This is a genomic window from Flavobacterium limnosediminis JC2902, assembly GCF_000498535.1.
Taxonomy (GTDB): Bacteria; Bacteroidota; Bacteroidia; order Flavobacteriales; family Flavobacteriaceae; genus Flavobacterium; species Flavobacterium limnosediminis.
On the sequence record NZ_AVGG01000007.1, the window covers coordinates 108,661 to 122,132 of the forward strand.

General features: G+C 36.8%; 11 protein-coding genes. 3 read left to right on the forward strand and 8 right to left on the reverse strand.

What is annotated here, in order from left to right:
• Positions 1–115 precede the first annotated feature (115 nt).
• From FLJC2902T_RS07745 to FLJC2902T_RS07760, 4 genes are all read right to left on the reverse strand, one after another.
• Positions 116–697 (reverse strand): outer membrane beta-barrel protein, encoded by a 582-nt coding sequence (locus FLJC2902T_RS07745; protein WP_051364331.1) that lies wholly within the window; start codon positions 695–697, stop codon positions 116–118.
• 11 nt (positions 698–708) lie between these two features.
• Positions 709–1,335 carry a DUF4136 domain-containing protein gene (locus tag FLJC2902T_RS15790; protein WP_023579247.1) on the reverse strand — a complete coding sequence of 209 codons (627 nt, stop codon included), beginning with the start codon at positions 1,333–1,335 and terminating at the stop codon, positions 709–711.
• Between the two features lie 208 nt (positions 1,336–1,543).
• Positions 1,544–3,079 (reverse strand): YifB family Mg chelatase-like AAA ATPase, encoded by a 1,536-nt coding sequence (locus tag FLJC2902T_RS07755; RefSeq protein ID WP_023579248.1) that lies wholly within the window; start codon positions 3,077–3,079, stop codon positions 1,544–1,546.
• Between the two features lie 309 nt (positions 3,080–3,388).
• A complete protein-coding gene (locus FLJC2902T_RS07760; protein ID WP_035677818.1) occupies positions 3,389–4,018 on the reverse strand; it encodes a DUF6705 family protein in 630 nt (209 codons plus the stop codon).
• Between the two features lie 175 nt (positions 4,019–4,193).
• On the opposite strand from FLJC2902T_RS07760, the gene FLJC2902T_RS07765 reads away from it, so the two are divergent.
• Positions 4,194–4,571, forward strand: a complete 378-nt coding sequence (locus FLJC2902T_RS07765; RefSeq protein WP_023579250.1) for a PH domain-containing protein — start codon at positions 4,194–4,196, stop codon at positions 4,569–4,571.
• A 384-nt stretch (positions 4,572–4,955) separates the two neighbouring features.
• Here FLJC2902T_RS07765 and FLJC2902T_RS07770 read toward each other — a convergent pair whose 3' ends face one another.
• From FLJC2902T_RS07770 to FLJC2902T_RS07785, 4 genes are all read right to left on the reverse strand, one after another.
• Entirely contained in the window at positions 4,956–6,986 is a 2,031-nt protein-coding gene (locus FLJC2902T_RS07770) for a protein-disulfide reductase DsbD family protein (RefSeq protein ID WP_035677820.1), read from the reverse strand.
• On the reverse strand, positions 6,986–8,290 hold the full coding sequence (gene tilS, locus FLJC2902T_RS07775; RefSeq protein ID WP_023579252.1) for a tRNA lysidine(34) synthetase TilS: 1,305 nt from the start codon (positions 8,288–8,290) through the stop codon (positions 6,986–6,988). The genes FLJC2902T_RS07770 and tilS overlap by 1 nt, the downstream gene beginning before the upstream one ends.
• A 109-nt stretch (positions 8,291–8,399) precedes the next feature.
• Positions 8,400–8,678, reverse strand: coding sequence for a four helix bundle protein (locus FLJC2902T_RS07780; RefSeq protein WP_316929379.1), 279 nt, complete (start codon positions 8,676–8,678; stop codon positions 8,400–8,402).
• Positions 8,679–8,762: 84 nt separating this feature from the next.
• Positions 8,763–10,049, reverse strand: coding sequence for an anthranilate synthase component I family protein (locus FLJC2902T_RS07785; RefSeq protein WP_023579254.1), 1,287 nt, complete (start codon positions 10,047–10,049; stop codon positions 8,763–8,765).
• A gap of 315 nt (positions 10,050–10,364) precedes the next feature.
• Here FLJC2902T_RS07785 and FLJC2902T_RS07790 point away from each other — a divergent pair, with 315 nt between their 5' ends.
• Together FLJC2902T_RS07790 and FLJC2902T_RS07795 are read left to right on the forward strand one after the other, a co-directional pair.
• Positions 10,365–12,086 carry a tetratricopeptide repeat protein gene (locus FLJC2902T_RS07790; protein ID WP_023579256.1) on the forward strand — a complete coding sequence of 574 codons (1,722 nt, stop codon included), beginning with the start codon at positions 10,365–10,367 and terminating at the stop codon, positions 12,084–12,086.
• A 161-nt stretch (positions 12,087–12,247) separates the two neighbouring features.
• Positions 12,248–13,138 carry a DUF4349 domain-containing protein gene (locus FLJC2902T_RS07795; RefSeq protein WP_023579257.1) on the forward strand — a complete coding sequence of 297 codons (891 nt, stop codon included), beginning with the start codon at positions 12,248–12,250 and terminating at the stop codon, positions 13,136–13,138.
• Positions 13,139–13,472 lie beyond the last annotated feature (334 nt).

The window sequence follows — 13,472 nt, forward strand, 5'->3', positions numbered from 1 at the left end:
CTAACCCTTATACATTTCGGTAATCTGATAAAAAAAAGAGTATGGTTTTTGTAATCCAAACTCTTTTTTTTAATTCTATATTAAAAATCCTTTCGGTCTGAACTCCCCTATTTTCTTAAAACACATATCCTAAATTAAGTGCAAGATAGCTTTGAGCATCAATGTCGTCGGCATCCGTTCCTATAATATATTTAGCGGTAAATGAAATCATGGCATCGGGTCCTGCTTGAAAAATTGCTCCAGCCTCGGGTCTAAACGCAAATTGGAATGCTTCATCTTCTATCATGAAAACCCCCATTTCAGTTCTTTTGGAAATATAATTGCCTCCAATACCAAAACCCACAAAAGGATTAATTTTTGTGTTCGGCTTAAAATAATAATCACCCGCAACCATCATGGGAACATTGTGTAAATAACGGAATTGAATACCTGTAAGTGATTCATTACCGTTGACATATGTACCATAATCCTTTTTTTCATAGAAGAAGTTATACCCGATACCAACCCCTACTCCAATGTTAGGTTTCACCATATTTCGATATTCAAATCCAAGACCTCTGAAACTGACATTGTCTATAAAATCAGAAGCTAATCCCACCGAATATTCCATTGAATAAACATGTTTTGATCCCTGACTGTATGATATGGAAGTTAATAAACATCCAAAAAACAAGAAAGTATAAAATAGTTTTTTCATAATCGCTTCAATTAGTTAGTTTTTAAATATGGAGATTGTTCAAAAACCTGATCAATACCTTTATTAATTCTGCTTTCATTGTAAGTTCCCTGAAACAATCCGTTGAGAGCTCCTGTCCAAACCGCTTTTCTCTGTCCATTATTGTTCAGAGCATTATAGTCAATCATGGTAAATAATAAAGTTCCTGTAGTATAACTGGTAACCACCGGATAGGGATAGTACCATCCGCCTCCGCAATAATACGGATCCCAATAACACCAATATCCTCCACCCCAAACCGAAATTGTTGTAGTCGTCCATGAAACAGGCAAAAATTCTACATCAGGTTTTGGAGCCGTAGGGTTATCAAAATCCGGATTTTCAATTTTTGTCCACCCCAAAGCCTGAAGATTAGTATCAATTCTTGCCAAAATATTGGCAGCAGGCCCATCCGGAACAACTTCGATTTCTTCATCATCTCCCAAAATGACAATTTCTTCAGGCATAGAATATGTTCCGGCATTTTGAAAATTATACCCCTCATCATAAGCCGAGTAAACAATATCAAAATCCTCCGTATTTTCCGCTCCATCGGGGTAGCATCCTGAGAACAAAACAAAAGATGCCATTAAAATCAGCGTAAAAATTTTTTGTTTCATAATATTCATTTTTGAGTTAGTAATAAATGTTTAACAAAAAAACTTATTAAACTTACAAAACAAAACTTCGAAACATATCTATAAAGACATAAAAATCGTTAAAACGTAATTAAATTGCTTTAAGTAACATATTTATATTGAACAGAAATTTATGATTACTAATTACTTGAACACTGATTGAACTTCCCTGATTACTGCACACTGCAACCTACCCCAGCCATCCGTCCCGATCCAGACTGCGGTACTGAATCGCTTCCGAAATATGATTAGACTCCACTTTTTCCGAACCCTCCAAATCGGCGATAGTTCGTGATACTTTCAGGATTCTGTCGTAGGCACGGGCGGAAAGGTTCAACCGTTCCATCGCTGTTTTTAATAGTTGAAGTGACGTTGGGTCTAAAGCACAATGCTCCCGAATTTGCTTCGTACTCATCTGCGCATTGTAATGAATGTTTTCGAAATTCTCAAACCGAACCGACTGGATTTCCCTTGCCTTTGTTACCCGTTTTCTGATTTCCACACTGCTTTCTCCGTTTCGGGTGTCGGACAGTTTTTCAAACGGAACGGGAGTCACTTCGACATGAATATCGATACGGTCTAATAGAGGACCGGAAATCTTACTGAGATACCGTTGCATCTCGGCAGGAGAGGAACTTACAGGTGCATCGGGATCGTTAAAATACCCACCCGGACTCGGATTCATACTGGCCACCAACATAAACGATGATGGATAAGTGATTGTAAACTTCGCTCTCGAAATCGTTACTTCCCTGTCTTCCAAGGGTTGTCGCATCACTTCCAAAACTTCACGTTTAAATTCGGGCAATTCATCCAAAAACAAAACACCATTGTGTGCCAGGGATATTTCTCCCGGTTGCGGATAACTTCCCCCGCCAACCAACGCAGCCGAAGAAGCATTATGATGCGGACTCCGAAATGGTCTTTGGTTCATCAATCCCGTTTCTTTTACCTTACCGGCGACGCTGTGAATTTTGGTAGTTTCCAAGGCTTCTTTTAACGTCATGGGCGGTAAAATACTCGGTAATCGTTTGGCTAACATTGTTTTTCCTGCTCCGGGCGGACCAATCAAAATAAGATTATGTCCTCCTGCTGCGGCAATTTCCATGCAACGTTTAATTGACTCCTGCCCTCTTACTTCGGAAAAATCAAACTCGGGATAATCTAATGTTTTATAAAATTCTTCACGGGTATTGATTACGGTGGGTTCCAATGTTCCTTTGCCTTCAAAAAAATCAATAACTTCCAGTACATTTTCTACTCCGTAAACATCAAGTCCAGTAACAATAGCGGCTTCTTTTACGTTTTCCTTAGGTAAAAAGAATCCTTTATAACCTTCTTCCTTCGCTTTAATGGCAATCGACAAAGCGCCTTTTATGGGTTGCATGCCCCCGTCTAACGAAAGTTCGCCCATAATAATGTACTTGCTGACTTCTTCTGATTTTATCTGCCCTGTAGCGGCTAAAATTCCGATGGCAATGGTTAAATCGTAAGCGGAACCTTCTTTTCTCAAATCGGCGGGTGCCATATTAATGGTTATCTTTTTTACGGGAAGTTGATAACCGTTGTTTTTTAAGGCCGCAGCAATGCGATAACTGCTCTCTTTTATGGCGTTATCGGGTAATCCTACCAAGTGGTAGCCTACTCCTTTATCAATGTTTACCTCTACGGTAATGGTCGTGGCGTCAACTCCGAATACGGCGCTTCCAAATACTTTAACTAACATGGCGTGTAAATTTTTTATAAAAATAATACTTTTCTCATAAAAATTCAAATTAAAACCTGAAGATTGAAATTCACTATAACAAAAGAAACAGAAACTGAAAAAATGAAAATTAAACGAATTCTAAATTAGTTCATGGAAATCTCATATGCCAAATTCGGGAAAGGACTGAATCGGTTTTTGGTGTTGCGAATATGGATTATGGATTGATTTGTGTTGCGACGGATAAATTATTTGAATATGAATAAAAAAGCGACTTTCAGATAGAACTGAAAGCCGCAATTACAACAAACGTAAATCGTAAATATTTATCTATACTCTTGTTAGTGTATATTCCCCAAAAGGTAAACTAAAACCTTTATATTCATCCCCCAATCCAGCAGGAATACCACTTGCTGAATCTTTCATTATAAATTGAACTTTCAACTTTTCTACTCCGCCTTCCATTACACGTCTAATAATAAAATGAGCACCAGCTGCCCAATCAGGGTTTCTACTTGTCAGCTCTTGAAATACCATGACTAATCTTTTTGTTACATCACAACCAACACATTCGGGAAACTGATTAATTTTATATCTCATTAGGCTATACATATTATACATATGAATATCACTATGATTGACATCAATATTATTTAGTGTATTTACGACAGTAATATCGTTTACTTTATATTCATATTCACCTATCAAAAAATCTCTATAAAAAGTTGCGCCTCGCCTTGTTTCCATAAACCTTGGTTTCTTTATAAATTTCACTTTTAAATAAGTAGTACCATCATTAAATAACCACTCTCCAACATATTGGTCTTGAAAATTTTCAGTGTCCTTGTAATAAAAATTATTTCTTTTATCCGCAGAACCAATCTGATATATCGGAAATATTGTTTGAGATTTACATGATATAGCAGAAAATATCAATAAGTTTAAAATTAGATTTTTCATAATACAATATATTAAATTAAAATTATGAACTGGAAACACTAATTTCAATTTATTCTAAAAAAAAACTTACCGTTGCAATCTAATATATGCATATTCACACTTCCAAATACTTTAACTAACATGGCGTGTAAATTTTTTATAAATTTATAAAAAAATTTAAACACGTAAGAAAATTATGGGATTATTTAACGCCATCATGGGGAATGCTTCAGAAGTAAGCATCGAAAAAATTTCACAGGAATTTCAACCGATTTTAATCAACGGAGAACACATTGAAAAAGCATTCAAAATCGTTCGTGACATGTTTGTTTTCACTAACAAACGTCTGATTTTAGTTGACAAACAAGGAATTACAGGTTCAAAGGTAGATTACCAATCCATTCCTTACAGCAGCATTAAAAAATTCTCAAAAGAAAGTGCGGGATTAATGGATTTGGATGCCGAACTGAAAATCTGGGTAACCGGAGAATCAATGCCAATTAAAAAGCAATTCGGAAAAGACAATAACATCAACGAAGTATATCAGATTTTAAGTCAGCATATCCTTAAATAATAAGAATATCTTTATTACACTATCGACCGGACACATCCATCAGATAGAATATAAAAACACAGATTCCACAAATTTTCACAGATTAATTTCTGAAAAAAACTTGTGGAATCTTTATTAAAAAAATGCCTTAAGAAACCTACCATCTGGAAACATCTCTAAAAAATAGTATGCAGAGGATACAGATTGAAAAGATTTTCACTGATTTCATATTCTTATTAAAAAACTTAGCCACGAATTCACTAATTAATTTGTACAAATTAGTGAATTCGTGGCTAAAATTTTATTTAAATATTTATGTCCGAAAGGTACCTTAAGAAACAAATTATAAAAATTTACAAATCAACAGTTTTCAACTAAATTAAAAACTTATAACTTCCCGCTCTTTTATTTTTTGAATTTCGAAATACCGCCTTCCAGCCATTTTTTGTATTCATCGGCTTCTGGAGTATAACCAACCGGTTCGGCCAGTTTATTTCCATCCGTATCCAAAACTATATAATAAGGCTGAGCATTCGCTTTGTATCTTGTAATCTGAAAATCACTCCATTTATTTCCGATGGTTTTGATCTCTTTTCCTGTTTCTTTGGAAGTGTATTGTTCGTTCTCAGGAAGCTCACGCTTATCATCCACATACAATGAAATAAGTACTACTTTCTCTTTTAAAACTGAAAGAATTTCGGGTTTTGACCACACATAATCTTCCATTTTACGACAGTTTACACAGGCAAATCCGGTAAAATCCAAAAGCACTGGCTTGTTAACCGATTTCGCGTAAGCCATTCCTTTTTCATAATCTTCAAACGCAACGATGTCATGGGCTCCTAAATGCGCTCCGTCCGGTAAAATCTGAGTGGATGCATTACCGTTTCCTTTTGAACCTCCTAAACCGTATGGACTTTCACTATAGGTCATTGGCGGCGGGAAACCGGAAATCAGTTTTAAAGGTGCCCCCCAAAGTCCCGGAATCAGATAAATCGTAAAAGATAATACCAATAATCCCAGCATCAATCTTCCAACCGAAATATGGGAAAGCGGGCTGTCATGCGGCAACGTGATTTTTCCAAATAAATAAAACGCCAAAGTTCCGAAAATAACAATCCAAATTGCTAAGAAAGTTTCTCTTTCTAACAAATGCATCTGAAGTACCAAATCAGCGTTCGATAAGAATTTGAAAGCTAAAGCCAACTCCAAGAATCCTAAAAATACTTTAACTGTATTCAACCAACCGCCCGATTTTGGTAAAGAATTTAACCAACCCGGGAACATTGCAAACAACATAAACGGTAAAGCCAAAGCCATTGAAAATCCTAACATACCTACAATCGGGGCAATTCCGCCTTTAGATGCTGCTTCCACTAATAAGGTTCCAACAATAGGTCCGGTACACGAGAAGGATACGATTGCCAAGGCCAAGGCCATGAATAAAATTCCGATTATTCCTCCTCTGTCCGCTTGACGATCCACTTTATTTGCCCATGAATTCGGCAGCATGATTTCAAAAGCTCCCAAAAATGATGCGGCAAAAACCACCAATAAAACGAAGAATATGATATTGAACCAAACGTTTGTCGACAACGCATTTAAAGCATCAGCTCCAAAAATAGCGGTAACCAACGAACCCAATAAAACGTAAATTAAAATGATGGAAATACCGTAAATAACAGCATTTTTGATTCCCTGAGCCTTTGTTTTACTTTGTTTAGTAAAAAAACTTACGGTCATTGGAATCATAGGAAAAACACAAGGTGTCAATAATGCTGCAAATCCGGAGAAAAACGCCAGAATAAAAATCATGAATATTCCTTTCTTCTCCTCTTTTTTTCCAATTGGTTTATCTGAAACGGCTGTTTTTGTAACTTCAGTTTCTGATGAAGCAACTGTATCCGTTACTATTGATTCTTCCTGAGATGCAACTGTATCCGCTACTGCAGTGGTAGCAGCAGAAATATCAGAAGCTTTTACAGCCAGAGCCGGTAACTTTATGTCGAAGGTTTTATCCAATTGGATACATGATTCTTTACACGCCTGATATTCTACATAAACTGCAACCGATTTTGCATTAGGATTGATAACTTTTATCGTCTGACGGAATTGTGCCTTGTTTTCAAACATGTATTCGTCAACTTCGAAAACATCACTGTATACTTTTTTGTACGGACTTTCCTTTGTTTTTCCGACTAATTCATAGTTTCCTTTCGCATTTTTGAACTGAAAAACAGTTGGCAATGAACCTCCTTCGGGTGTAAATTGCGAAAACATATGCCATTCGTGATCGATAACGGCATCAAAAACCAAAACTACTTCGGTATCCGATTTTTTCTCAACGGAAGTTTTCCATGAAACCGGGTTCAGGATTTGTGCCTGAGCACCAAAAAAAACAAAAAACAATACGAGCAGGGCGCTTAATTTCTTCATTATTTTAATTCAATTTTTATAATATTTCGTGTTGTTTCATTTACTGAAAATCGTCTGTCGGCACGTTTTCCAACCACCCAAACAACCTCATTATCAGAACACAACAACCACGTATTCTCTTTATCAATCAGCGAGAATTTCTCGTCTTTAAAATATTTGCTGAGCTTTTTTTTACCGGTCATTCCGAAGGGGTAAAAATAATCACCTTCTTCCCATTTTCGAAATTCCAGCGGAAACTTTAACGTATCTTTATCAGCAAATATACACCGTTTATCGTCTAAACGAAAGTCACTTTTGTTACAAACCGATATTTTTAATGGAACATTAAGATTCTCAACATCTTCATAAACAGGATAAACTTCCAGTTTCAACTCATTTTTTTTAGCTAAAATAAGGGTATCCCGGTCTTTCAGGAGTCGGTACTCTTCTGAAAAAACCTGCCTTCCTGATTGTGCTGAAACCAGATCGTAAATGTCTTTCCACGCCGTAAATCGGAAAGGTTTCAACCATTGGTACAAATACGCCTGATAATTAGGTAACATCATCAGTTCCGAAAGATTTATTCGCTTCTCGTTATCCGAGTCCTGCACTACTTCATGGTAGACAATTCGGGAAGCGTCATCGACCATGGATTCCGACTGCTGAAGATTTTCGAGCGTTTGCAGAAATGAATCGGAAAAACCGGGATTCAGTTCTTTTAGAATCGGAATGACTTTATGGCGGAGTTTATTGCGTAGATATTTGTCAGATGCGTTGCTACTATCTTCCCGCCATTCAATATTATTTTCCTTGGAGTACTCTTCAATATCCTCACGGGTGAAAATCAAAAGCGGACGCACGATTTTTTCATTCTGTTGTGGAATTCCGGTTAACCCTTCCAATCCGGTTCCCCTAGTAAAATTGATTAAAAAAGTTTCAACGGAATCGTCTAAATGATGCGCGGTTAGCAAATAATCGAACCCTTTTTTTTCTAGTAATTCGTTAAACCAATCGTAGCGAAGTTGGCGTGCAGCTACCTGAATGGATAGTTTATGTAAGTTTGCGTATTCTTTTGTTTCAAAATGCTTTACATAAAATTTAATACTGTATTTTTCACATGTTGACTTTACAAATTCTGTATCACCATCACTTTCATCTCCACGCAGATTAAAATTGCAATGCGCGACAGAAATATCAAATTTCAAATGATGTAACAATTCAACTAAAACCATACTATCAATGCCTCCGCTTACTGCCAAAAGGAGTTTTTTCCCTTTTAAGAAAGGAAGGTTTTTATTTAGATGATTTTGAAATTTTTGAAGCATTTTTTTAATCAGTAATAAGTTAAAAGGGATAAGGGATAAGAGAAAAGGGATAAACTTACTCCAGTTTTTTAATTAACGAATTTAGCATTTTTTCTATTTCTAAGGAGAGTTAACTTATTTCTTTTAAATCTTCTACATTAAGAAATGAAAGATTTACTGCAATTTCCATTTGTGTCTGATTTTCATAAAGCGACCCTCTTGAAATTTGAAGAAACCTTGAATAATCTTTCCTGTAATTTCTTCCATATCCTTCTGCAATATTTGACGGAATTGAAACCGCACTTCTTTTAATTTGTGATGTTAACCCAAATTTTTCATCATCGGGAAATTGACTTGTCAATTTATAAATTGAAGTCACTATCAACATCGATTTTTTCCAAACTATCAAATCTCTTATAACTGTTCATGGCGTATATAATTTATATTTTATTTCTATTTTTCTCTTCCCTCTTCTTCTCCCTTTTCCCTTATCTCAACTCAACACTTCCCGCATTGCCCTAGCCTTCAACAAACATTCTTCATATTCGCTTTCCGGTTTGGATTCTGCAGTAATGGCGCTTCCCACGGAAAATGAAACATACTTTTCTTTCGAATTGTACAGAATACTGCGAATGACCACGTTGAAATCGAAATCATTATCCGGAGTGAAATAACCCACTGCCCCACTGTACAAACCGCGTTTGGTTTCTTCCAGTTCCTCGATGATTTTCATCGCCGAAATTTTTGGCGCTCCGGTCATGCTACCCATAGGAAAAGTGGTTTTGATAATTTCCAGAGGTGAAGTCGATTCGGCAACTTCGGAAACCACGGTTGAAATCATCTGATGCACCTGTTTGAAGGTATAAATCCCGCACAATTCTTCAACCTGAACTGATCCTTTCGTGGCGGTATGTGATAAATCATTACGGACCAAATCGACAATCATAATATTTTCCGAGCGTTCTTTCGGATTTAGGGACAATTCTGTTTTGGATTGTTCATCGGATGTTGCATCGGAAAAACGCTTGGAAGTCCCTTTTATGGGTTGAGAAATGACTTTCAGACCTTCTTTTCGAAGATAGCGTTCCGGCGAAGCAGATAATAAATAATCAGTATTGTTTTTAAAAAATACGGCAAACGGCGGTTCGGAAATGGCGTTTAATTTTTCGTAAATATCAAGCGGGTTGATTTGGGCGTTTTCAGCAAAAAATTCCATGCAGAAATTGGCTTCGTAAATATCCCCGCGATGAATGTGCGTGAGCATTTCACTTACTTTTTCAAGATAACTTTCTTTTGAAATGCGCTGCTGAATATTTATGGCGGAACTACTTTTCCCTTTTCCCTTTTCCCTTTCAATTATCTCTGTAAAATCATCTTCCAATTCATCATCGCACATGTTCAGATAGCAGATTTCCAGTTGATTTCCTTTTAACAGAAATAATTTCTTGGGCTGAAAGAAAAACAAATCTGGAAAATGCAGGCCATCAAAATTATTAGATTTTAGCTCTTCGGTATCGTTTTTCAAATCATACGACAAATAGCCAAACAACCAGTCTTTCGATTGCTGCTGGTATTGTTTTAAATCTTCAAAAGCATTGTGGTCATCGGTTTTAATTAAAGTGAAGGCATCCGCAGCTAAAACCACATCATAACTGCCGTAACGTTGCGGATACGTATTGCTGTCTAGAAAAACGACCTCCCGAAATTGTTGTGCCCAACCTAATAATTGTGCTTTGAAAGAATCGGAGTCTGAAATATGCTTAAAAACTGAAGTTCTCAAATAATGTTCTTTAAAAGGTAAAAGTACAGTTTAACTCCAAAGTTCGCAAAGATTTTCACCAAGATCACAAAGATGTTATGGTTTTTCCTCTAGCCCCGTCCCGATAGCTATCGGTAGGAGCGGCATCTTTTATACCTGACAGGTTTTTGAAACCTGTCAGGTATAAAAATATAGCGTAAAACGGGAACATGGATTGCCGATAAATCCCATCCCGATAGCTATCGGGACATTCGCTCCAAATTACGCCCTAAGAAATAATTAAATCGATGATTTTAAGTAACTTTATACTGATTTTCAACCAAATACATCAGCATTATGAAAAATATCGTTTTACTTTTGGTGATTGTACTTACCTCGTTTTTTTCGTGCAAAAAAGAAACTTCTCAAAAAGAGGCAGCAGCAGCTGGCAAAAACAGTATGAGTTGTGCGCCGCAAACCGTCGATGCCAAATGGTATACTTCAGATAACAAAGCGCCGTTATTTAAAGGAATGGATGTTATTAATTATCCGATAACCACTAAAAATCCTGAAGCACAGAAGTATTTCAATCAGGGATTGGCATTGGCGTACGGTTTTAATCACGCCGAAGCTGCCCGATCTTTTTATTATGCCACAAAACTGGATCCTGAATGTGCGATGTGTTTTTGGGGATTTGCCTATGTTTTAGGTCCGAATTACAATGCCGGAATGGAACCGGACAATTATGAAAGAGCCTACAAAGCCATTCAAACAGCAATAAAGTTCAGCGATAAAGCTTCGGAAAGTGAAAAAGCGTTAATCAATGCCTTATCAAAAAGATACGTCGAAAAACCTCTGGACGACCGAAGTAAATTGGATATTGCGTATTCGGATGCGATGAAGGAAGTCAATAATAAATATCCTGACGACATCAATATTAATGCGTTGTATGCGGAATCGGTTATGGATTTGCATCCGTGGGATTTATATGAGAAAAACGGAACTCCGAAAAAATGGACTCCGGAAATCGTTGCCTTATTTGAAAAAATTTTAAAAAAAGACCCGAAACATATCGGCGCCAATCATTTTTACATTCATGCCGTGGAAGCGTCCAATACTCCTGAACGGGGAAATGCTGCTGCTAAATTCTTTGATGACGGGTATGCAGCTGCTTTCGGACACTTGGTTCATATGCCTTCTCATATTTACATCCGAACCGGAGAATATCATAAAGGAACTTTGGCAAACATTAATGCCGTTAAAGTCGACAGTAATTATGTTACCATGTGTCACGCGCAAGGTGCTTATCCTCTAGCCTATTACCCACACAATTACCATTTTATGGCGGGAACAGCTACTTTGGAAGGCAACTCAAAATGGGCGATAATCGGAGCAAATGAAACAGCGAATCACGTACATCCGCAAACCATGATCGAACCGGGTTGGTCAACACTGCAGCATTATTATGTCATTCCGTATTATGTAGCGGTGAAATTCGGCAAATGGGATGATATCCTGAAAATGAAACTGGTTTCCGATACTTTAAAATACCCCAAAGCCGTAGAACATTATGCCCGTGGAATGGCATATCTGGGTAAAAAAAATTTCACAAAAGCCAAAGGCGAATTTGTAAAGCTTGAAGTATTATCCTATGATAAGTCATTAGAAAAAATGACTATTTGGGAAATCAATTCGATGCATTCCATTGTTGAAATTGCCACTAAAGTACTGAAAGCCGAAATTTTAGCATCCGAAAGAAATTATACGCAAAGCATTAACTTGCTGCAGAAAGCCATTGTTATCGAAGACGGATTGAATTACAACGAGCCGCCGGATTGGTTTTTCTCGGTAAGACACCATTTGGGCGCCATTCAGATTGAAGCCGGAAGGTATGATGATGCCATTAAAACCTATGAAGAAGACTTAAAAAGACTACCGAAAAACGGCTGGGCACATCACGGACTGAAATTGGCTTACGAAAAACTCAATAACAAAGCTAAGGTGAAAGAAATGGAACAACTGATTGCAAAAAGCTGGGCGACTGCTGATATTAAGATAACTACTTCCAGAATAAAATAACCTTCAAAAAAAGAAAATACAACGTTCGTTGAAATTCCGAAATTTCTGGCACGGTTTTTAGTTGGATTGATCATGTAAAAATCCACTAAAACAATTCGCTATTGACTGAAAATTACTATTGCAACTTTATCAAGTAACATTAATCTTTAAATAGTAATTTTATGAAAACAGTCCCTCGCGTTGGCTTGGCTTTGCTTGTAATTAGCTTGGCCGTTTCCTGTAAACAAGGAGCAAAAGAAGAAATTATGGTTGGAGAAACCTCCGAAACCGTTTCTTCTAATGTCGTCTCATCATCGGCAGCTGTCGAAAACAAAGATTCCAATAGGAAATTCATAAGGACCGCCGACATAAAATTCAAGGTGAAAAATGTGGCGCAATCAACGTACGTGATTGAAAATGCTACGACTAAATTTGGAGGTTTTGTTACTTACACCAATCTGCAGAGTGAAATTCTGGAACGAAATGAGACTAAAGTCAGCCAGGACAGTACTTTGGAATCCATAAAATATCAGGTCAAAAACGATATTACGATACGTGTTCCGAATACAAAACTGGATACGGTTATTAAATCTATAGCCAAACAAATCAATTACCTGGATTACCGCGTAATTAAAGCCGACGATGTTTCGTTGCAATTATTAGCCAATCAGATGGCGCAAAACCGAAGCGGCAATCATGAGAAAAGAGTTGAAAATGCCATTGACACTAAAGGCAAAAAGTTAAATACTATCATTGATGCCGAAGAAAATCTGGACGCTAAAAAAGAACAGAACGACAACAGCAAGCTGCAAAACTTGTCTTTGAAGGATCAGGTGAATTTCAGTACGCTAACCTTGCAGATTTACCAAAACGAAGCCGTAAAACATGAAATGCTGGCCAACGAAAAAAGTATTAACGCTTACCGTCCTCACATCGGATTAATGCTTTGGGACTCCGTAAAAACAGGCTGGTATTTCCTTGAAAATATCATAGCGTTTATTGTTCAACTTTGGGGCTTTATTCTGATTCTTGCGGGTGGATATTTTGTTTACAAGAAGTATTACAAACAATAGAAAAAGTAAATTAAGGGTTGAAACGGAATTGAAATTCGGAGAATTACAACTAAATGTACAGGTATAGTTACAATTTAAATTTTAAAACTGACTTTTATTACTATTAAAAAATCAACCCTTAATTACTGCTAACATTGATCATGCGACGCAAATTAAAACATAATATTCCACTTTATCCATCACCGAAATTGGTGATATTGTATCACCAATTTCGGTGATTTTTATAGCTGAATTTGCATTTTCGTAAAACTTAGTACAAAAGATGGGCTATGCCTATAAAAAGAAAACCCGTCTCGTTGGGAACAACGAGACAGGTTTATATTTCAATCATATT